Source organism: Paraburkholderia sp. NMBU_R16 (assembly GCF_013282575.1).
In the GTDB taxonomy this organism is placed as follows: domain Bacteria; phylum Pseudomonadota; class Gammaproteobacteria; order Burkholderiales; family Burkholderiaceae; genus Trinickia.
The window spans coordinates 63,071-85,190 of sequence record NZ_JAAAYE010000022.1 but is presented as its reverse complement, the minus strand read 5'-3'; the positions used below and the strand labels follow the sequence as shown (position 1 = coordinate 85,190).

Annotated in this window: 15 protein-coding genes; 8 read left to right on the top strand and 7 right to left on the bottom strand. The window is 65.0% G+C overall.

The window, feature by feature from the left end; all coding sequences use genetic code 11:
• Window positions 1-167: 167 nt before the first annotated feature.
• The 5 genes from GWC77_RS13710 (at window position 168) to GWC77_RS13690 (ending at window position 6,791) form a co-directional block, all read left to right on the top strand.
• Window positions 168-617: a CBS domain-containing protein gene (locus GWC77_RS13710; RefSeq protein ID WP_173257569.1), complete on the top strand. Its 450-nt coding sequence runs from the start codon at window positions 168-170 to the stop codon at window positions 615-617.
• Window positions 618-707: 90 nt separating this feature from the next.
• Window positions 708-2,330 carry a chaperonin GroEL gene (gene groL / locus GWC77_RS13705; protein WP_173257567.1) on the top strand — a complete coding sequence of 541 codons (1,623 nt, stop codon included), beginning with the start codon at window positions 708-710 and terminating at the stop codon, window positions 2,328-2,330.
• Window positions 2,331-2,336: 6 nt separating this feature from the next.
• A complete protein-coding gene (locus tag GWC77_RS13700; RefSeq protein WP_173257565.1) occupies window positions 2,337-3,173 on the top strand; it encodes a polysaccharide deacetylase family protein in 837 nt (278 codons plus the stop codon).
• 10 nt (window positions 3,174-3,183) lie between these two features.
• On the top strand, window positions 3,184-4,452 hold the full coding sequence (locus GWC77_RS13695; RefSeq protein WP_173257563.1) for a putative glycoside hydrolase: 1,269 nt from the start codon (window positions 3,184-3,186) through the stop codon (window positions 4,450-4,452).
• A complete protein-coding gene (locus tag GWC77_RS13690; protein WP_173257561.1) occupies window positions 4,407-6,791 on the top strand; it encodes a serine hydrolase in 2,385 nt (794 codons plus the stop codon). The genes GWC77_RS13695 and GWC77_RS13690 overlap by 46 nt, the downstream gene beginning before the upstream one ends.
• Before the next feature lie 67 nt (window positions 6,792-6,858).
• On the opposite strand, the gene glgP is transcribed toward GWC77_RS13690, so the two are convergent.
• From glgP to ppsA, 6 genes are all read right to left on the bottom strand, one after another.
• Window positions 6,859-8,556, bottom strand: coding sequence for an alpha-glucan family phosphorylase (gene glgP, locus GWC77_RS13685; protein ID WP_173257559.1), 1,698 nt, complete (start codon window positions 8,554-8,556; stop codon window positions 6,859-6,861).
• A 280-nt stretch (window positions 8,557-8,836) separates the two neighbouring features.
• Window positions 8,837-9,085 carry a hypothetical protein gene (locus GWC77_RS13680; protein WP_173257557.1) on the bottom strand — a complete coding sequence of 83 codons (249 nt, stop codon included), beginning with the start codon at window positions 9,083-9,085 and terminating at the stop codon, window positions 8,837-8,839.
• Window positions 9,086-9,262: 177 nt separating this feature from the next.
• Window positions 9,263-9,727, bottom strand: a complete 465-nt coding sequence (locus GWC77_RS13675; protein WP_173257555.1) for a CBS domain-containing protein — start codon at window positions 9,725-9,727, stop codon at window positions 9,263-9,265.
• 219 nt (window positions 9,728-9,946) lie between these two features.
• Window positions 9,947-12,037 carry a glycogen debranching protein GlgX gene (gene glgX, locus GWC77_RS13670; protein ID WP_173257553.1) on the bottom strand — a complete coding sequence of 697 codons (2,091 nt, stop codon included), beginning with the start codon at window positions 12,035-12,037 and terminating at the stop codon, window positions 9,947-9,949.
• Window positions 12,024-12,605 (bottom strand): CBS domain-containing protein, encoded by a 582-nt coding sequence (locus GWC77_RS13665; RefSeq protein WP_173257551.1) that lies wholly within the window; start codon window positions 12,603-12,605, stop codon window positions 12,024-12,026. Before GWC77_RS13665 ends, glgX begins: the two co-directional genes overlap by 14 nt.
• A gap of 74 nt (window positions 12,606-12,679) precedes the next feature.
• A complete protein-coding gene (ppsA, locus tag GWC77_RS13660) occupies window positions 12,680-15,091 on the bottom strand; it encodes a phosphoenolpyruvate synthase (RefSeq protein WP_173257549.1) in 2,412 nt (803 codons plus the stop codon).
• Window positions 15,092-15,246: 155 nt separating this feature from the next.
• Here ppsA and GWC77_RS13655 point away from each other — a divergent pair, with 155 nt between their 5' ends.
• From GWC77_RS13655 to GWC77_RS13645, 3 genes are read left to right on the top strand one after another with little or no spacing between them, the layout of a single operon-like run.
• Window positions 15,247-16,680: an MBL fold metallo-hydrolase RNA specificity domain-containing protein gene (locus tag GWC77_RS13655; protein ID WP_173257547.1), complete on the top strand. Its 1,434-nt coding sequence runs from the start codon at window positions 15,247-15,249 to the stop codon at window positions 16,678-16,680.
• Between the two features lie 23 nt (window positions 16,681-16,703).
• On the top strand, window positions 16,704-18,581 hold the full coding sequence (locus GWC77_RS13650; RefSeq protein ID WP_173257545.1) for an adenosylcobalamin-dependent ribonucleoside-diphosphate reductase: 1,878 nt from the start codon (window positions 16,704-16,706) through the stop codon (window positions 18,579-18,581).
• The gene (locus tag GWC77_RS13645; RefSeq protein WP_254366949.1) at window positions 18,578-20,254 is read left to right on the top strand and encodes a bifunctional aminoglycoside phosphotransferase/ATP-binding protein; all 1,677 of its coding nucleotides are present in this window, start codon (window positions 18,578-18,580) and stop codon (window positions 20,252-20,254) included. The genes GWC77_RS13650 and GWC77_RS13645 overlap by 4 nt, the downstream gene beginning before the upstream one ends.
• Here the strand turns inward: GWC77_RS13645 and ftsH are convergent.
• Window positions 20,223-22,091, bottom strand: coding sequence for an ATP-dependent zinc metalloprotease FtsH (ftsH, locus tag GWC77_RS13640; protein ID WP_173257543.1), 1,869 nt, complete (start codon window positions 22,089-22,091; stop codon window positions 20,223-20,225). The two genes, GWC77_RS13645 and ftsH, sit on opposite strands and share 32 nt — an antisense overlap.
• Window positions 22,092-22,120: the final 29 nt, after the last annotated feature.

Below are 22,120 nucleotides of genomic sequence, written 5' to 3'. Positions count from 1 at the left end.
ATGGGATCGCCTCTGACACTCAAGCTTGACATTGGTCAAACGCCGGCGCCTGCGGCGCCGTACGCTGACATGGAAGGCGTCAGTCGGGCCAGTCTTTCTCGGAAAGGGATCGTTGCAGGACCACGGCCGGTAAATCAGCCCCAAACCCCAGTTCAATGGAGTCGATCATGCACGTAGGAAGACTTGTGACGCGCCCCGTAGAGACCTGCACAGTCGACGAAAACGCCGCAACGCTTGCGAGCCGGATGCAGCACCGCCATGTCGGCAACCTGGTCGTCATCGAATATCGCAACGGCGAAGCGGTGCCGATCGGCATCGTCACCGATCGCGACCTCGTCACATCGGTCATGGCGCCCAAGCTGGACCCGGAACGGGTGACGGCGGGCCAGATCATGTCGCACGGATTGATCGTGGCGGCCGAAAGCGACGACGTCACCGTCGCGTTGGACGAGATGCGGCGATCGGGTGTTCGGCGCCTTCCAGTCGTCGACGACGGCGGACGACTCACCGGTATCGTGGCGCTCGATGACGTGATGGAGTATTTCGCATCCATCCTCGTCGATGTGTCGCGAATCGGTCGAGTGCAACAGATCGAAGAGCAACGTACCCACGCGTGAGCCTGGCCGACGCAGTCCGCCCCGCTCCCCGAGATTTTGCACGCGTCGAGACGAAGTTGATCGGCACGCCTTCCGAGTCGGAGATCCATCGTGTCAGGCAAAACCCTGGTTTTTCACCAACGCGCTCGCCACCTTCTGCTCAACGGCGTCAATACGCTTGCTGAAGCCGTCAAAGTGACGCTCGGTCCCGGGGGGCGCAACGTCATCGTGGAGCGCGCCGGCCAGGCGCCGCTCGTTGCGAACTCGGGCGTCATCGTCGCCGGTTCGATCGAGCTGCCCGATCCGTTCGAGCAAATGGGTGCGCGCTTGCTGCGCGAAGTCGCCACCAAGACCAGCGAAGTGGCTGGCGACGGCACCACCACCGCCACGACGATCGCGCAGGCGATCATGACCGAAGGGATCAAGTGCGTGAGTTCCGGGCACGACCCGATGGCGCTGAAGCGCGCGATCGAGCATGCGGGGCGTCAGGTGATCGCCGAGCTGCACCGGCTGGCGCTGCCCTGCTCCACCACAGACGAAATGCGCCAGATCGCCACGATCTCCGCAAGCGGCGACAGCAGCATCGGCTCGCTCGTGGCTCAGGCCGTCGAGCGTGTCGGCAAGAACGGCGCGATCAGCATCGAAGACGGCTCGAAGCTCGACGATGAGCTGGAGACCGTGGAAGGTTCCCTCTTGGAGCGCGGTTATCTCTCTGCGCTCTTCGTCGATTCGGAGAGCCGCGCGGTGATCCTGGAGGAGCCGCGCGTCTTGCTGTGCGATGCCAGCATCAGCGCGATCGCGCATTTGCTGCCGGTGCTCGAAGCGGTCAGCAAGACCGGCAATCCGCTTCTCGTCATCGCCAACGAAGTGGAAGGCGAGGCGCTAGCGACACTCGTCGTCAACCACGTACGCGGCACGCTGAAGTCATGTGCGATCCGCTCACCCGGCTTCGGCGATGCGCGCACCGACCAGCTGGCCGACCTTGCCGCGTTGACGGGAGGCACGGTCATTTCGCCGCAGACGGGACGCACGGTCGAGCACGCGACGCTGGCCGACCTCGGTTCCGCAAGACGCGTCGAAATCACACGCGACACCACGACGATCATTGCGGGCCACGGCGAGAGAAAGCGCATCGAAGAGCGCATCGCGGGCCTGAAAAAGCGCATCGATGCCGCCAACCCGGGCTACGAGCGCGACGCGCTCTCGAGCAGACTGAACAAGCTGGCCGGCGGCGTAGCGGTGATCCGCGTGGGCGCCGCCACCGAAACAGCGCTGCACGAACGCAAGAACCGCTTCGAGGACGCGCTGCACGCGACGCGCGCGGCCGTCGAAGAAGGTTTCGTGCCGGGCGGCGGGGTCGCGTTGCTGCGCGCGCGCGGCGTCCTCGCGCAGCAAGCGGCCTCCGATATCGAACGTACCGGTGCGAAGATCGTCTACGATTCGCTCGCCGCACCGCTGCGACAAATTGCCGACAATGCGGGCGCGGACGCGCAGGCCGTCGTGCACGAGGTAGCGGCCGGCAGCGGCGCATATGGCTACGATGCCGCCCGCGCAAGCTATGGCGACATGATGGAAGCCGGCATCGTCGATCCGGTCAAGGTGACGCGTTCGGCGCTGCAAAACGCTATTTCCGTCGCTTCGCTGCTGCTCACGACGGACTGCATGGTGGCGAACCGTCCGTCGCCCTCTGCGGGCATGCAGGAGCGTGACGAGTGGTCTGGCGACCTGGCGTGACCACCGATGCAGCGCCGCCGCTCCTCATGGCTGCCGCGCGGCGTTCGCGCGATGGCGGCTCTCGCCTGTGCGTTGCAGATCGCGGGAGCCGCAGGTGCGGCGTATGAGGTGGCGCCAGACGCCGGTTGCGAGCCGCGGGTCGCGATCCTCGTCTACCACCGCTTCTCCGCGACGGCGGACGATTCGATGACCGTGCGCGTTACCACCTTCGAGTCGCAGCTGGCGTTCTTCCGCGAGCACGGCTATCGCTTCGTGCCGCTCGATAACGTCGTGCGCTGGATCGAGAACGCATCCACCACGCTGCCCGACAAAAGCGTCGCGTTGACTGTCGACGACGGCCATCGCTCCGTCTACGAGGCGCTGCGGCCCATCGTCTTGCGCGAGCGCCTACCCGTCACGCTGTTCATCTATCCGTCCGCGATCTCGAACGCGAGCTACGCACTCACGTGGGACCAGTTGCGCGATTTGCAGCGGACCGGATTCTTCGACGTCCAGTCGCACACTTACTGGCACCCGAATTTCAACACGGAGCGCCGGCGCCGCTCGGCCGACGACTTTCGGCAGTTCGCTCGATTCCAGTTCGCGCATTCCAGGCAGCGGCTCGAAGCGGAACTGGGCACGCGCGTGGACACGCTTGCCTGGCCGTTCGGCATCTACGACGACGGCCTCATGGCGCTTGCGGGAGAAGACCGCTACATCGCGGGCGTGACGCTCGACCCGCACTTCGTCGAGCGCCATGCACGCCTGCTTGCACTGCCCCGCTTTCTGATGATCGACGCATACGGTCCGGCAGCGCTCGCGCGGCTGTTCGGCGATGACAAGACGCACGCTTGTCCGCGGTAGGAAGCCCGCCATGAAAGGTAATAAACGCTATCTCCGAACCCTCGCGATCGCGCTCTCGTTCATCGGCTGCTTCGCCGCGGGCCATGCTCGCGCCGATGTGACGGGCACGGTGATCGACGCGCAAACGCGGCATCCCATCGAAGGCGCGACCGTAACCGTGGGGCGCGTCGCCCAATCCACGGACGCGCACGGCGCCTTCACCATTGCGTCGGCGGATTCCGCGGTCGCCGCGCGCGCGCCCGGCTATCTGCGCACGCAGATTCGCGCGGCAACGGGCGAACCGCTCACGCTGTCCCTCGTGCCGTTTCGTCCTCATGCCGTTTATCTGTCCGTGTACGGCATTGCCAGCGCCACGCTGCGCGAAGCGGCCGTCGGTTTGGGACAGACCAATCGGATCAACGCGCTCGTGATCGATGTGAAAGGCGATCGCGGCTTGACACCGTACCGCAGTGCTGCGCGCGACGCGCTCGGCGCGGCCGGCAGCGCCCAGCCGCGCGCGCCGCTCGTGCAGGACTTCGCCGGCCTGCTCGCGCGACTGCATCGCGATGGCTTCTATCTGATCGGACGCATCGTCGTCTTCAAGGACGATCCGCTCGCGAGCGCACATCCCGAGTGGGTCGTCCACGATGCGGGCGGCCGTGCATGGCGCGATCGCGAGCATCTGCAGTGGGTCGACCCGTTTGCGCAAGCGGTGTGGGCGCACAACCTCGACGTTGCCGAGGAAGCCGCGCAGCTCGGCTTCGACGAAATCCAGTTCGACTATGTGCGCTTCCCGGATGCAGCCGGACTGCGCTTCGCTCTGCCGAATACGCGTGCCAACCGCACTGCGGCGATCGTCGGCTTTTTGCAGGCGGCGCGCGAACGGCTGGTCCCCTATAACGTGTTCTTGGCCGCGGACATCTTCGGCTACGTCTGCTGGAACCTCGACGACACCGCGATCGGACAGCAGATCGAGGCGCTCGGCGCGTCGCTCGACTACATCTCTCCGATGCTCTATCCGTCGAGCTTCACCTGGGGGTTGCCGGGCTGCACGAACCCGGTCGCGGACCCTGGGCAGATCGTCAGGCGCTCGCTCATGGAAGCCCGCCAGCGCACGGGCTTGCCCGGCGTGCGTTTCAGGCCCTGGCTGCAGGCCTTTCGCGATTACGCGTTCGATCGCAGCGAGTTCGATGCCGCCAAGATGCGCGCGCAAGTCGAGGCGGCCGACGCGGCCGACTCGGACGGCTGGATGCTATGGAATCCCCGCAACCGTTACGACCCCGCGCAATTGCCGCGCTGACGCGTGCCCTCGCCGCCTGGGCGCGAGCGTGCGTGCTCTTTGGCATCGCGTCGGCCGGTTGGGGCGCGCAACTCGATCGAGCCGCACAAGCGCAGATCGAGCAGATCGTCACAGCTCAAATCGAAGCACAGCGGCTGCCAGGCGCGGTGATCGTCGTCGGCGATGCGCAGCACGTGCTGTACCGCGCCACGTTCGGACAGCGTGCGGTCGTACCGCGCTCGGAGCCGATGACGCCCGATACCGAATTCGATCTCGCCTCGCTGACGAAGGTCGTCGCGACGACCACGGCCATCATGCAGTTGGCCGAGGGTGGGCGCTTGCAACTCGACGCGCCGGCGGCGCGCTATTGGCCGGCATTCGCCGTCAACGGTAAAGCGGCGGTGACCGTGCGCGAGCTTCTTGCACACACCTCGGGCCTGCCGGCGGAACTGCCGCTGCCGCCCCCGGGTCACGGGCGCGCGCGCATCCTGCGCGACGTCGCTGCCGCGGCACTCGTCGCGGCGCCTGGCAATCGCGTGATCTATAGCGACGTCAACTTCATCGCCTTGGGCGAGCTGGTCGAACGCATGACGCATCGATCGCTCGACGCCTATTGCCGCGAACACATCTTTGCGCCGCTCGGGATGCGCGACACGATGTTCCTTCCCGACGCACTGCGCGTTTCCCGCAGTGCCCCCACCACCGCCGATCGCGTCGGAATGCGCCGCGGCGCGGTGCACGATCCCGTGGCCTCGCGCATGGGGGGCGTGGCGGGTAACGCGGGCCTTTTTTCCACCGCGGACGACCTCGCCCGCTTCGCGCAAATGCTGCTTCGCGACGGCACGTCCGTGAGACACGTGCGCGTGCTCGCCCCCACCAGCATCGCCGCGTTCGCTACGCCGAATTCGCCGCTCGCGCAGACGCCGTGGCGCGGCGTCGGCTGGGAGCTCGCGGCGCCAATGGTGACGAACCGCGATCGTCTGCCGCCTGCAGGCGCCATCGGCCACACCGGCTATACGGGCACGGGCCTTTGGATCGATTTCGTCTCCGGCCGCTTCGCGGTGATCCTGACCAATCGCGTGCATCCCGACGATAGCGGCGACGCGAGGCCCTTGCGCGCGCAGGTGCTCGCCTTGCTCGCAAGCCGCTCGGCACCCGCATCGACCTCAGATATCGTGCGCAGTGTGCCCGAGGTTGCGTCGGCGCTCGCGCAGGCTGGGCGGCTACCCGCGTCGGCCGGCCCGGTGAGAGCAGGAATCGACGTGCTGGAAGAGCAGCGATTCGGCCCACTTGCGGGATTGAGGATCGGACTGCTGACGAATCGCAGCGGGTTCGACGCACTGGGCCGACGGACGATCGACGTGCTGATGCAGGCCCCCGGAGTCAAGCTCGCGGCCTTGTTCTCGCCCGAACACGGGATGAACGCCGACGTGGATGCCCCGGTCTCCGACACGCGCGACCCAGCGACCGGCCTCGTCGTCCACAGCCTGTACGGCCGCTTCCAGCGCTTTCCGCCCGAGTCGCTCGATGGTCTCGACGCGCTCGTGGTCGACATCCAGGATGCGGGCGTGCGCCTTTTCACCTATGAAACGACGCTAGGCTATGCACTCGAGGCGGCAGCGGCCCAGCACATTCCCATCTTCGTGCTCGATCGTCCGGCCCCGCTCGGCGGCGATCGATTTGGCGGCCCCACGCTGGATGCGGGGCAAGAGTCGTTCACCGGCTACCACCCGCTGCCTTTGGTGTCGGGCATGACCGTAGGCGAACTGGCGAGCCTCTTCAACGACGAACGGCATATCGGCGCCGATTTGCGCGTCATTCGCATGCACGGTTACACGCGCTCGATGCGCTTTGCCGATACCGGTCTCGGCTGGATCCCGCTCTCGCCCAATCTGCGCACGCTCGAGCAACTCGACCGCTACCCCGATCTCGTGCTGCTCGAAGGCGCGAATGTCAGCGTCGGACGGGGCACGCCCGCTCCCTTCGGCGTAATCGGCGCACCGTGGATCGACGGGCCGCGCCTTGCGGCGGCACTCAACGCCGCGAATGCCGGAGCGCGCTTCGAGCCCTTCGATTTCGTGCCGACCGAATCGGTTTGGCACGGCGTCGTGTGTCACGGCGTGCGCATCGTCGCTGCGGATCCGAGCCGAGAGCCGGGCCGCCTGGGCCTGGCGATGCTCGCCACGCTGCATGCGCTCTATCCGCAAACGTTCGATTTGGCGGCCACGCAACCGGCGGTCGGCTCGTCTGCCGTCGGGGCGGCACTCGCCGCCGGTGCCGACCCCGATCGCGTTGCGCAGCTCGCGGAACTCGGCGTGACGAGCTTTGCTCGGCTTCGCACCCGCTATCTGCTCTACTGAAGCCGACCAGTAGCGGGCGTAGCGCCGGGACGTCTTCGCCACCCGCTTTCGGGGCACGGAAACCCTCTCACCGCAGGTAGGCTTCGCTCGCATATCTGCGCATCATGCGCTGGCTGTTGAAATAGCAGGCGATATTGGCAATGGTCTGCTTCATCATCAAGCGCCATTGCGCCGGATCGGTGTAATAGAGCGGCAGTACGACGCGCTCGAGTTTCTCGTACAGATCGGCCGCGTGGTGGTGCGCCTCTTCGTCACGCGTCTCGATCGACCAGCCAGTTACGCCCTCGATGCAGGCTTCGATCCACCACCCGTCGAGCACGCTGATATTGAGTACACCGTTCAGCGCTGCCTTCATGCCGCTCGTTCCGGATGCCTCCAGCGGCGGCAAAGGCGTGTTGAGCCAGATGTCGGCGCCAGCCGTGAGCGCCATCGCGAGCTGCATGTCGTAACCGGGGACAAAAACGCAAGTCACCTTGTCGCGGAGCTTGCGGGCGGCCGCATGGATCTCTTCGATCGCCTGCTTGCCTTCGACGTCTCGCGGGTGCGCCTTTCCCGCCATCACCACCTGGAACGGATGCTGCTGCGCTATGCTCGTTACGCGGTCCAGATCCTCGAAGAACAGCAACGGGCGCTTGTAGCCCGTCATCCGGCGTGCAAACCCCAACACTGGGATGCTCGGGTCGAGGCTAATGCCGGTCCGGTCCTTCACGATCCCGAGCAAATCCGCTTTGGCGCTCCGATGGCAGCGCCAGACGTCATCGTCGGGTAATCGCAACGCACGTGTCAGGACCTCAGGCTCATGCTGCCAGTCCGGAAAATGCGACGTGTAGAGCTCGGCGAACGCCGCATGCGTCCATGTTCCCGCATGCACACCATTCGTGATGGCGTGGATACGGTAGCCCGGAAAGAGATGTGCCGTAGTCTGCGCATGCCGTCGTGCTACGCCGTTGACATAGCCCGCGAGGTTCAGCGCGAGACGTGTCAAGTTGACCTTCGCCTGTCCGGCCAGGCGCTTCAGAAGTTCGAGCTCGATGAACCCAGGCAACAGACGCTCGAAAAGAGCGTAGGAAAACTGGTCGTGTCCGGCCTCGACGGGCGTGTGCGTCGTGAATACGCACCGTGCCCGCACCTCAGGAACATCGTACTGCAGTTCACTTTCAAGCTGATCCGAGGCGGGGGTACGGGTGCGTGTGAGCAACTCGAGTGCGAGGAGGGCCGCATGCCCCTCGTTCAGGTGGTACGTGTGCAAGGAAAAGCCGAGTGCACGCAGAATTCGTATTCCACCGATTCCCAGCACGATTTCCTGTTTAAGCCGGTAGCTGTCGTCGCCCCCGTAAAGATAATGGGTCAGCGTGCAGTCCGCTTCATCGTTTTGATCGACGTCCGTATCGAGAAGCAGAACCGGGATTTGATGTCCGTGCGGACACGTGTGCACATACAGCCACGGCCGGATCCACACGGGTCTTTGCTCGATCTCCACCGCCACCATCGCGTCTAGCGGCGTACACCAGCGCCGCAGCTCCCACCAGTCTGGCTCCTCAGTTTGGCGACCATCGGCGTCGATAGACTGACGGAAGTATCCGGCCCGACTCGCGAGGGTTACGAAGACGACGGGAATCTCGAGATCTGCGCAGGAGCGTGCGGTATCGCCAGCGAGGACGCCCAGTCCACCCGCGTAAGTTGGTATCTCAGGCCGCAGCGCAATCTCCATCGAGAAGTACGCGATGTGTGTGCGCAAAAGGAACAGATCGATCGATGTAGACATTTCAGCGCGGCGCGGCTGTGCCGACTATGGGAGGCCAGGGGCGCGAACCGCTACTGCTGCATTCGCCAGCTGCCGTCCGGCTGACGGCACGCCGTACCTTCCTACCCATGACGTCCTCCCAACTTCTTTTGCGTTTGGAGTTTGCAGCGATGCATCCGAAGCCCATGCTGAGCGCAAGCCGCAACCGCCGGCTTGACGCATGTCAACAAGTTGAGCTTGCTCTCAAACACGAATCCCCTGCCAAGCCGGCGCGAAGGCCGCGCCGATTGTGTCTGATCCCTCAATGCGCGTTGAGACGCGGGCACATCGCCGGCGTTGTCGTGACGGGTGGAAACACACACCATGAACCATCGCCATGCCGAAAGAAGACAATCGTGAACGGGCCGCTCGAGGTGCGGCCTTCGATCCGCACGTAGCGGCTATGCGTGGCCAGCAGGCGCCCGACTTGCGTAACGCGGGCCGGCATCGAAAGCGTGGGCGCAAGCCACTTGTCCACGAGTGCCCGAAGGGAAATATCGTTGCCGTTCATCGCCTGCTCCCGGTTCTGCTCGGACTGCGGCGGAGCGTCGCAATTCAAGTCCGTAAAACCATTATTGCTTGCGCGCTCGAGGAGCGAAATCAGAGCGGACTGAGAATAGCGTAGTCGTATCTCCGCGCCTGTAGGCGCTCGACTACACGCCGCGGCGAACCGTCAGAACGGGGTAGATCACAGATGCAGCGGCGCTTGCACGGATCCGCTGCTCTCGCGGTTCTGCTCGCAGCGGACGATGCTGGACAGCAGCACGAGATCCCGGCCGATGGCCTCGATCACGTCGTCGAGCGAGAGCACCCCGACGATGTCCTGCTCGGCGTTCGTGACGGCGAGCCGGCGCACGCCGTGGCTCGACATCGTCTGCATCGCATCGGTCAGATCCGCATCGGTGCCGATGACCACGACGTGCGGCGTCATCACGTCGGCGACGAGCATGTCGTTCAGCGCAGCGCCGAATGCCACTGCCTGTAGCACGATGTCGCGGTCGGTCACGATTCCGGCGATGCGGTTGATTGCTCCCCCGCTCGTGGCAATCAGCGCACCGACGTGCTGGTCGCGCATCTGAATCGCCGCATCCTGTAAATTGCAGGACGTTGGAATATGAACTGTAGCCGGGGTGTAAATGTCGCTTACCTTCATTGCCATCTCCTATGTTCGGCCGGCCTTGGTGCTCTCGCGCTCGCGCCGGCCCCATACAACGTTTTGGCGATGCGCGGTCGACGGTTAGCCGCACGCTCATCAGATCGATAAAACAAGGGCCGTCAACCGTCTGCCATCCCAGCATAGAGTCAGCGATCCTCATGGCGTTGAGGTACGTCAACCAATTGGCGCGCGTCCATTCGATGCCGCGCCCAGGCCCTAGGCAGACAAGAGAAGTGCAAGCGAGAGCTCCGCAAGGCCATGACGAGCGTCATCGGGCACAGGGACCTTGTCGTCCGCTGGCCATATCTCGCCGGGCGCCACGCGTCCCGTGTCGACGGCCATCCGCCAGCGCGCCGCCGGCGCCGGTGGTAGCGTGAACTCGACCGGCGCGCTTGCCCCGTTGACGAGCAGGCAGAGCGTAGCGGCGGGTTCTTGAATGCCTGCGGTCCCGGCGGGTTTGATCACACAGCCGAATGCCCGCGCCGGGCCGTTCCAATCGGGCGCCTCGCCCGCCGCGCCGAACCACTCGATCTCGGCATCCGTGTAGAACGCGTCGCGGCTCAATACCGGATGCCGCTTGCGCAATGCAATGAGTTCGCAAACGAAGCGATGCATCTCCCGGTTCCGTTCCAACAAGCGCCAGTCGTACCAGGAAAGGATATTGTCCTGGCAATAAGGGTTGTTGTTGCCGTTCTGCGTGCGGCAGAACTCGTCACCGCCGAGGAGCATCGGAACGCCGCGCGAGAATAGAAGCACGGCGAGCATGTTTTTGCTCTGCCGCAGCCGGATTTGCTGAATCTTCGCGTCGCACGTGACGCCTTCGAAGCCGTAGTTCGCACTGCTGTCGTCGTTCGTGCCGTCGAGTCCGTTCTCACCGTTTTCCCAGTTATGCTTGTGTGCATAGCTGACGACGTCGCGGAGCGTGAAGCCGTCATGACACGCCGCGAAGTTGACGCTGTTCACGGGCTCTTTGCCATGGTGCTGATAGAGATCGGCACTGCCGCACAGACGCTTGGCCAGGGCTCCGGTCATGCCGGCGTCGCCGCGCCAGAACCTGCGCACGTCGTCTCGAAAATGCGCATTCCATTCCGCCCAGCGCTGCCCCGGAAAACTCCCGACTTGATAGGCCCCACCCATGTCCCACGCCTCGGCGATGAGCTTGACGTGCCGCAGGATCGGATCGTCGGCAATGCGCTCGAGAAGCGGCGGGTTAGAAACGAGACGCCCTTGTTCGTCGCGGCCGAGGATCGACGCGAGGTCGAACCGGAACCCGTCGACATGCATGTCCGCGACCCAGTAGCGCAAGCAGTCAATTATGAATTCGCGAACGACAGGATGGTTGCAGTTGAATGTGTTGCCGCAACCCGAGTAGTTCCGATAGGCCGCTTTGTCTTCTTGAAGCATGTAGTAGATGGCATTGTCGAAACCACGGAAGTTGAAAAGCGGCCCCGCCTCGCCTCCCTCGGCCGTATGGCTCAGCACGATGTCGAGTATCACCTCGATGCCGTTGCGATGCAGCTCGCGCACCATGGTCTTGAACTCGCGGACTTCCGCGCCCGGCGCGCCGCGGGTCGAATACGTGCCGTGCGGCGCGAAGAATGCAACGGTGTCGTAGCCCCAGAAGTTCCGAAGCGGCACCCCGCTCGCTGGATCGACGCGAAGCGCTCGCAGGTCGTCGAATGCCTGCACTGGCATCAATTCAAGCGCCGTCACGCCAAGCTCCAGGAAATAGGGGATTTTCTCCACCAGCCCAAGAAAGGTCCCTGGATGAGCAACGTTCGAAGACGGATGCATCGTCAGACCGCGCACGTGCGTCTCGTAGATCACGGTATCGGACCACGGGGTTCGAGCAGGCGTGGTGCCTTGCCAGTCGAAGCGCCGATCGATCAGAAGGGCCCTGCCGCCGCTTAGCGTGCGAGTTCGCTCGTCGGCGGCCGGCGGCCGTGCCGGGCCGACTTCCTGCGGCAACACGACCGCCAGCGCACGCGGATCGATCAAGATCCGGCTGCTATCGAATCGGTGCCCGTGTTCCGGCGCCCACGGCCCCCAGACCCGGTACGCGTACGCCTGACCGTAGCGCAAGCCGGTGACGAACGCGTGCCAGACGTCCCCGGTGCGATGGGCGGCACTTTGCAAATCGAAGGCCGCGACCGGCGACTCACTATCCGCCTCGTCGAATATCAGCAGCTCGATCCGCCCTGCGTGCCGGCTGAAGACCGCGAAGTTGAATCCGTCCTGGCCCTCTTCCACGCCGAGCGGCACCGGGCGGCCAGGCTCCACGCGGATCGCGGCATCATTGGCCGGCATGCGTCGCAATTACTTCGTAGCCATCCGCCGCGACGCGCCAATCGCCCACGTGCGTGTAGGCCTGGAACTCCCAAACCGCATCTTCTATGGCCGCCTCGCGAGACTCCTGCGCGACCGTCACGCGCATCACTTCGCTGCGATGCGGGAGGCCGGCATGGTCGAGAATCTCTTTGTAGAAGACGATTTCGAACGGGCGGCGCTCCGAAGCGCCACCGCCCAAATCGCTGAGCGAAATCACGCCGACGACGTGCCGCTGACGATCCAGCACCACGAGGCGCCGCACGTGTGCGCCGTGCATCAACGCTGCGGCCGTGTGAACGGAATCGTCTTGCGAGCACCACAGAGCATCGACGGACATCACCTCGCGCACGGTCGTTTGCTCCGCACTCCGCGCGTCCGCGACGCTGCGCATCGCAATGTCGCGGTCGGTGATCATGCCGAGCAAGCGCTCGGCGTCGCATACGGGCAAGCAGCCGATGTTGCTCTGCTTGAGCTTACGGGCAGCCGCGGCCACGGATTCGTCCGGCCCCACACAGACCGCCCTTTTCATCGCATCTTTCACTAACATCGGAGACTCCACGACTTGAATCGCCGGTATCGCTGCGCGGACGCTGCCGGCCAGACGGTTTGCCATGCGGCGCTTCAACGCTCGCCCCCCATCCGCAAGCCGGCCGCCTGCTCGGCGGCCGCCACGCGCTGCTTCACCGCGATGAAGCTGTCGGGGCTCACCGAGATCGAATCGATCCCGCACCCCACGAGGAATTCCGCGAACTCGGGATGGTCGCTCGGCGCCTGTCCGCACAAGCCGACTTTGGCGCCCGCCTTGTGCGCTTCTCCGATCACGCTGCCGATCATCCATTTCACCGCTTCGTCCTGCTCATCGAACAGTTCGGCAAGTTCAGCCGAATCGCGATCGACGCCGAGCGTCAGCTGAGTCAGGTCATTGCTGCCGATCGAAAAGCCATCGAAACGCTCGGCGAACGCCTTCGCCAGGATCACGTTCGACGGGATCTCGCACATCACGTACACCTGCAAGCCCGCCTGGCCGCGTTCGAGGCCATGCTCAGCCATCACCGCCAGTACGCGGTCGGCCTCCCGGGTCGATCGACAGAATGGGATCATCACGACCACGTTCTTGAAGCCCATTTCGTTGCGCAAGCGCGCGATCGCGCGGCATTCGAGCGCGAAACCGTCCCGGTAGCGCGGCGAGTAATAGCGGGACGCGCCCCGGAAGCCGAGCATCGGGTTCTCCTCCTTCGGCTCGAACTGAGCGCCGCCGATCAGATGCGCATACTCGTTCGTCTTGAAGTCGCTCATGCGCACGATGGCCGGATAGGGATAGCGGACCGCGGCAATGCGCGCCAGACCGCGCGAGAGCCGATCGACGAAATACTCCGTCTTGTCGTCGTAACCCGCTGTCAGCGCCGCGATAGTCCGCTTCGCCTCTTCGTCCTTTAAGGTGTCGTAGCATGCGAGCGCCATCGGATGCACCTTGATATGGTTGCTCACGACGAATTCCATACGCGCAAGGCCGATGCCGTCGGCAGGAATCCGCCACCAGCGAAATGCGGCCGCGGGGTTCGCCAGGTTCAGCATCACCTGCGTTCGCGTGACAGGGATCGCGCTGAAATCGATCTCCTCGACCTCGTATTCGGCGATGCCCTCATACACGAAACCTTGCCCGCCCTCCGCGCACGAGACCGTCACGTCCTGCTGGTCGTGCAACAGATGCGTCGCGTTACCGGTGCCGACGATGGCAGGCAGCCCGAGCTCGCGGCTTACGATGGCGGCGTGGGAGGTTCGTCCGCCATGATCGGTGACGATGGCGGAGGCGCGCCGCATGATCGGTACCCAGTCGGGGTCTGTCGTCTGCGTCACGAGAATCGCGCCGTCGACGAAGCGTGAGATGTCGCGAGCATTGTCGATCACGCACACCGCCCCCGTCGCCACCGCCTCGCCGACGCTCACCCCTGACAGCAGCTTGCGGCCTGTGCTGCCGATCCGATAAGTCTTCACGGCGCCGGCCTGTCGGCGCGACTGAACGGTTTCGGGGCGCGCCTGGACGACGAACATATCGCCGCTTGCGCCGTCTTTCGCCCATTCGATATCCATCGGCTGGCCGTAGTGCGCTTCGATCGCACAGGCCCAGCGCGCGAGCGCCAGAATCTCGCTATCGCTCAGCACGAAGGCGGCACGCTCCGCTTTCGAGGTCGGCACGTTGCGGGTGGGGGCATCGCCGCTGCTCGCATAGATCATCTTGCGGTCCTTCTCGCCGCATGTCTTGCCGACGATCGGGCACGACGCAGGATCGTTCAGCAAAGGCTTGAACACTTCGTACTCGTCCGGATCGACTGTGCCCTGCACGACGTTCTCGCCAAGCCCCCACGCGGCATTGATCAGCACCACCCGATCGAAACCGGTCTCGGTATCGAGCGAGAACATGACGCCGGCACTGCCGAGGTCGGAGCGCACCATGCGCTGCACGCCGACCGACAGCGCGACTTGCAGATGATCGAAACCCCTGTCCTGCCGATACGCGATCGCCCGATCGGTAAAGAGCGAGGCATAGCAGCGGCGGCATGCCTCGAGCAGCGCCCGCTCGCCGCGCACGTTCAAGTACGTTTCCTGCTGCCCCGCGAAGCTCGCGTCCGGAAGATCCTCCGCGGTGGCGCTCGATCGCACCGCCACGTCCACGTTCTGCCGCTCCGAGCGCTGGCACAACGCATCGTACGCGTCGCGAATGGCCTGCGCGGTGTCGGCCGGCCATTCGCCGCGCACGATGGCGCGGCGAATGGCGGCCCCGGCCTCGGCAAGCGTCAATTTATGCGCGGCCAGTTCGTCGAGCGTCGCGGCAATCGTCTGCCGCAACCCGTTTGCGTCGATGAAGCGCCAATACGCGTGCGCCGTGGTCGCGAAGCCGGGCGGCACCTTCACCCCTTTAGCGGACAGGTTGGCGACCATTTCGCCCAACGACGCGTTTTTGCCGCCCACACGCGGCACGTCTGCCCGGCGCAGGTCTTCGAACCAGATGATATGAGCGATCTCGTCAGTCATCTCCTGCTCCTTTGCGCACAGCCGGGTCGTTGCTTCCAGTTTCGCGCGGCGCGTCCCGATTTCGTTGATGTGGATCAGGAGAAAGCTTCGGAGAATCCCCATCATGAAGTCATGCTCGAGAGCATCGAGAATCACGGGACTTCACGGAGCCACGCATGAAACTGACTTTCCTGGGCGCAACCGAAACGGTCACCGGCTCGAAATACCTCCTCGAAGGCGCAGGACTGCGCCTCTTGATCGATTGCGGACTGTTTCAGGGCACGAAAAACCTGCGGCTGCGCAATTGGGCCCCGCTCCCAGTGCCCGTCGATACGCTCGACGCCGTGATCCTCACCCATGCTCACCTCGACCACTCCGGGTACTTACCCGTGCTCGCGCGCATGGGCTACCGCGGCCCCGTCTACGGCACGTCGGGCACCGTCGACCTGTGCGGCGTGCTCCTCAGAGACAGCGCCAAGCTCCAGGAAGAAGAAGCCGACTTTGCGAACCGCCATGGCTTCTCGAAGCACCACCCCGCGCTGCCGCTTTATACGATGGACGACACCGAGCGCGTGCTCAAGCAGCTCGTGCCGTGCGATTTCGACCAGCCCGTCAGGTTGCAAAACGGCGTGTCCTTTTGCCTGCTCCCGGTCGGACATATCCTCGGCGCCGCAAGTCTGCTCATACATATGGGCGGAAAGCTGATCGCGTTTTCCGGCGATATCGGCCGACCCGTCGATCCGATCCTGCGCGCGCCGATGCCGCTCGCGCATGCCGACTACCTCGTCGTCGAATCGACCTACGGCGACCGCCTCCACCCGGACAGCGATCCAGCGGCCGAACTCGAGACGATCTTCGCGCGGACGTTCAAGCATGGCGGCGTCGTCGTCATTCCCTCCTTTGCCGTGGGCCGCACGCAGTCGATCCTGCGGTACATCGCGTTGCTGAAGGAATCGGGACGGATGGCGAACGTCCCCGTCTATCTCGACAGCCCCATGGCCATCGATGTGACCGAACTTTACCGGCACCACATGCGCGAACATCGGCTCACGATGTCGCAAGCGGACTCGATCCGCAAGGCCGCGACGATGGTACGCACCGTCGATCAGTCAAAGCAGCTGACGGCCCGGCACGGCCCGATGGTCGTCATCGCGGGCAGCGGCATGGCCACGGGTGGCCGTGTACTGCATCACCTGAAGACGTTTGCGCCCGATTCGCGCAACACGATCGTGCTCGTGGGCTATCAGGCGGCGGGCACGCGCGGGGCGGCCCTCGAGGCGCACGCGCCCACGCTCAAGATTCACGGCGAATACGTGCCGGTGCGGGCGGCGATCGAATCGATTTCGTCGCTGTCGGCACATGCCGACTACCGCGAGACGCTCGCATGGCTCGGCTCGCTGTCGACCCCGCCCGAGCGCACCTTCGTCACGCATGGCGAGCCGGCGGCGGCCGATGCGCTGAGGCGTCGGATCGAGGAAACGCTGCATTGGCCCTGCGAGGTGCCGACCTACCTCGAATCGGTCGAACTGCCGGCGGCGCCGTACGACAAGCCGGCGCAAGACGTCGCGATCGGGACGTCCGACGAACGCACCGATCATTGCCGCTTCTGAGCATTTTCGGCGGACGCGTTTCCATGCATATCGCTTCCGGCACTCGCGAGCCACAGGCAGTCTGCGCGTCGGTACTGGCCGACCGCTACCTGGCGCCCGGCGAACACACGCTCGAGGACGTGTTCAAGCGTGTCGCCCGGGCGCTCGCGCGCGTCGAGCAGCCCTACGCGCGAAGTCAGTTTGCGCGCGTTTTCTATCGAAACCTGCTGCAAGGCGCGATCGGCGCCGGCCGCATCATGGCGAATGCCGGCACGGCGAACGACGCGACCATGGTCAATTGCTTCGTGCATCCCCTCTGCTCGCAACCCGCCGGTCGGTACGTGGCGTCTGCGGACGATATCGAACGCGCGCTGGCGGCCGCGCGCACCACGCTCCTCATGGGCGGCGGCATCGGCTACGACTTTTCGCCGGTACCGCCCGCGAACGCACGCACCGATGACGAAAGCCGCGTTTGCGACGCCTGCGCGATAGTCGATCGTTTCGACGCCGCATGCCAACAAGCACCCTTCACCGGTGCACGCCGTGGCGCGCAAATGGCTGTGCTGCGCTGCGACCATCCCGATCTCCCCGCCTTCGTGCAGGCCAAAACGGGGCGGCGGCGCTGGCGGTCGTTCAACGTGTCCATCGCCGTCACCGATGCGTTCATGAATGCGGTCCGAGACGACCGCCCATGGATGCTCCGGCACGACGCTGCGCCGTCGGCGCAGCAGTTGCGCGCCGGCGCGTTCCGGCTGCGTACCGGGGACTGGTGCTATTGCATCGTGCGCGCGCGTGCGGTTTGGGAGCAGATCGTGGCCTGCGCGCGCGACAGCGCCGAACCGGGCCTGCTGTTCGTCGATACGGTCAATCGAGCCAATCACCTCGCCCGGCTCGAAACGCTCGCCGCGACCAATCCATGTGGCGAGCAACCTTTGCCGCCCTGGGGAAGCTGCGTGCTCGGCCCTATCGATCTATCCCGGCTCGTGGATGCGCCGTTCGGGACCGGAGGCACCCCGCGATTCGATTTCATGCGGCTAGGTCAGCTCGTGCGCGTTCAGGTCCGCGCGCTGGACAACGTGCTCGACATCACGCGCTGGCCGATGCCTGAACACGAGCGGGAGGCATTGGCCAAGCGCCGGATCGGCGTCGGTGTCACCGGATTGGCCGACACGCTCGCCATGATGCGGCTGCGCTATGATTCGCACGTCGCACGCGAGCTGGCAGGACGAATCGCCGCCTGCATGCGTGACGCGGCGTATGCCGCATCGGCCGAGCTGGCCGCGCAACGCGGTCCGTTCCCGTCGTTCGATTCAGCTTGGTATCTCGAAGGAAACCGCTTCACCTCGGACTTACCGCCGTCGGTACGCGAGGCGATTGCGCGCCACGGACTGCGCAATAGTCACTTGCTGTCGTTCGCGCCGACCGGCAGCGTGAGTATTGCGTTTGCGGGCAATTGCTCGAGCGGCATCGAACCCGCCTACGACTGGGTCTTTCGCCGCGCGATACGCCTGGGCAACGGCGAACGGCAAGTCGCCGTCGCGCAAAACCGCGCCTACCGCCTGTTTCGCTCAGTGCACGGCGATGCAGTGCCGTTGCCCGCTTACTTCGCGAAAGCGGGCGACATCGCCCCAGCCGACCACGTCGCCATGCTCGCGACGCTGCAACCGTTCGTCGACGCGGGGATTTCGAAGACGGTTGCGGTGCCGCAGACGTGCCGCGAGACCGACGTCGCCGACCTGTTCTTCGATGCCTGGGAAAAAGGGTTGAAGGGCATCACGATATTCCGGCCGGACCCCTCGCTCGATGCCGTACTGACTTCCGACGACGAAGCTACCGCGTCCCTTGCGCCGCGTTGTCCGACATGCCAGGAGGACCTTTCGACAAGTGCGCCCCCTGGTTGCCAGCTTGCGGAGCTGCGATGACGCTACACACCACCTTACGTGCGCGCGCCATGAAACGTGGCTTTCGAGCGTTGGTCCGCGCATTGCAGCGTGCCTGCGCCTATCCGCATCCCGCCGGACACGTCGTACGCATCGAAACACATCTGTCCGTCGTCTATCTGGCTGGACGCTATGCCTACAAGATCAAGAAGCCCGTCCGTTTCGACTTCGTCGACTTCTCGACGCACGAAGCGCGCTCGCGATCTTGCCTCGACGAATTCAAGCTGAACCGGCAATTCGCGCAGCCGCTTTATCTCGGCGTCGTACCGATCGCGCGGCGGGGACGTTCTTTTGCCTTCGCCTCGTGCGGGCGAGTCGCCGAGTACGCCGTCAAGATGCGACGCTTCGACGAACGCGGTGTATTTTCCGCACTGGCCGCGCGCGGCGAGCTCGCGGCCACCGACATCGACCGCCTCGCGCAGCGCCTCGCACAATCGCACCGGCACGCGCCGCGCAATCCGCCCAAACACCGGTTCGGCACAGCCGAGTGTATTCGCGCGCAAGTCCAGGTCGTGCTCGATTCGCTCGATCGGCAATCGCCCGGGCTCGTGCCGGGCACGCTGCGCGACTGGTGCGATGTGGAACTGACACGCCTTGCCGGGCATTTCGATGCGCGCCGCACGGCGGGTTTCGTGCGCGGCTGCCACGGCGACCTGCATCTCGCCAACGTGGTGCGGCGTGGGCAAGACGTGCTGATGTTCGACTGCATCGAGTTCAGCGGTGCCCTGCGCTGGATCGATATCGTCAACGATCTGGCGTTTCCCGTGATGGATCTTCTTGCATACGGCCAAGCCGATCTCGCGTGTCGCCTGTTGAACGCCTGGGTGACGGCGACCGGCGATTTTTCAGGCCTCGCGGCGTTGCGCCTCTTCGTGGTCTACCGGGCCCTGGTACGCGCGCTCGTCGCGGTGCTCAAAGCAGCGGAATCGGAGCGCCGGGGTGTCGTGCCGGAAGCTGCCCGCTATCTGCGCATCGCCAAGCGCGCGGCCGCTGCGCAGCGGCCATTCCTGCTCCTGTGCCACGGCTTCTCAGGGTCCGGCAAGTCGGCCGCCAGCGAAGCGCTCGCGCCGCTGATCGGAGCGGTGCGCGTGAGTAGCGACATCGAGCGCAAGCGCATCGAGGCGCTCTCGGCGCCGGGCCGGGCTCCGTTACCGGCTGCCGCATACACCGGGGAGTCGATCGATAGGCAGTACGAGAAACTGCTGTCCTCCACGGACGCACTGCTGGAAAACGGCTACCCGGTCATCGTCGATGCGAGCTTTCTCAAGCACGTGCACCGCGCGCGTTTCATCGAGCTTGCCTCGACGCACGCGGCCCCGGTCGAGATACTGGACTTTCAGGCAGACCCCGCTCGTCTGGAACAACGCGTACGAACGCGCCTGGCGCGCGCCGACAGCCCCTCGGATGCCGACGTGAGCGTGCTACGGCTGCAGTTCGCAAACGCGCAGCCGCTCACCGACAACGAATCGGCGCTCGCCATCGCATTCGACGCCGATGTCCCGCTTGCAGAATTCCAAACGCGGAAATACTGGCAAGCGCTATTCGCGCGTGTGCCCACATCTGGGTTTCTTGCTACGCGGTCCATATTCCGCTCGGCCCCATCCGGGTCGATTACACCCACGATCACGCCACGTCTTGCGCCACGCCGACCGTAGCCGGAGGCGCTTCGCCAATCATCTTTAGCAGCGTCTCGTGATCGATGACTTCGCTCTCGAGCAGACGCCGCGCAATACGCTCCAGTGGCTCGCGCCGCTCCCGCAGCGTTCGCGTCACGCGCTCGTGCGCTTCGCCCAGGAGCCGGCGCACTTCCTCGTCGATCAGCGCGGCTGTGCCCTCGCTGTAGCGCTCATGGGCTGGCGTTCCCGGCATGTTCCCTGCCGCTTGCGTGTCGGCGAATGTCGCGAGACCGAGCCGCTCGCTCATTCCGCAGCGCGTCACCATGTGGCGCGCCAGCGCGCTCGCGCGGTCGAGATCGTTCTCCGCGCCGGTGGACACGTCGCCGAACACGATCTCCTCCGCCACGCGGCCGCCCAACAGCGCGTCGAGACGATCGAGCAGCTCGCTCTCGCGCAGGACGTAGCGATCCTCGGTCGGCACCTGCTGGGTGTAGCCCAGCGCCGCGACGCCGCGCGGGATGATCGACACTTTCTTGACCGGATCGCAATGCGCCCGGCTTTGCGCCACCAACGCATGCCCTGCCTCGTGATAGGCGATCGTGACCTTCTCCTGCTCGTTCATGACTCGGCTCTTGCGCTCCATGCCGGCCATCGCACGATCGATCGCCTCGTCGAAATCCGCCATTTCGATGGCCGGTTTGTCCTGCTCGGCTGCGTGCAACGCCGCCTCGTTCACGACATTCGCCAGGTCGGCGCCGACGAAGCCCGGCGTGCGCGACGCCAGCTCGGCCAGGTCGACGTCGGCAGCCAGTTTCACCTGCTTGACGTGCACCGCGAGAATCTGCTGCCGTCCGATCAAATCCGGCCGGTCAATGGCGATGTGCCGGTCGAAGCGGCCGGGGCGCAGTAACGCGGGATCGAGTATTTCCGGGCGATTCGTCGCGGCCATGATGAGCACGCCCGAGTTCGGCTGAAAGCCGTCCATTTCCACGAGCAATTGATTGAGCGTTTGCTCGCGCTCATCGTTGCCCGACAATGCGCTCGCGCCGCGCACCTTCCCGAGCGCGTCGAGCTCGTCGATGAAGACGATGCACGGAGCCTTCTGTTGCGCCTGTTCGAACAGATCCCGCACGCGCGCCGCGCCCACCCCAACGAACATCTCCACGAACGCGGAGCCGCTGATCGAAAAGAACGGCACGCCAGCCTCGCCCGCGACGGCCTTCGCGAGCAGCGTCTTACCGGTGCCCGGCGCGCCCACGATCAACACGCCCTTCGGAATCTTGCCGCCGAGCCGGCGATAGCGCTCGCCGTGGCGCAGGAATTCGACGATCTGCTGCAGCTCGGCCTTGGCCTCGTCGATGCCGGCAATGTCGCCGAAGGTGACGCCCATTTCCGTTTGCGCATAGACGCGCGCGCGGCTCTTGCCGACGCCGGCGAAGTCGCGCATCGCGCCGCCACGACGCATCAAGAAGCCCCAGAGCACGACGAATCCCACGACGGGCAGCGCCCATGACAAAATCGCCCCGCCCCAGTTGCTATCGGGTGCACCGCGGTAGCGGACACCCGCTGCAGCGAGGCTTTCGGTCAGATGATCGTCGCTGATCCGGTGCGTCCAGAAGCGCCACGGCGCACCGTTGCTCCGGATCGCTGCCGCATCCGACGCCGGCAGCAGCGCTGCCGCAGCCGGCATGCGTATTTCGCCCATGATCTGCGTCGGGGTGACGACGAGCGCATCCACCTGCTTCGCGGCGAGCAACGTGCGGAAATCGCTGTAGGCGATTTCCCGTGCCGGCGGGCTGCCCGTCAGCAGTTGGAACATGAGCAGCATCGCCAAGCCTAGCGTGACCGCGAGACTGAAGTAGTCGTTTTTTTCCATTGGGACGCGCGGTTTTCTCCGCCCTTTGC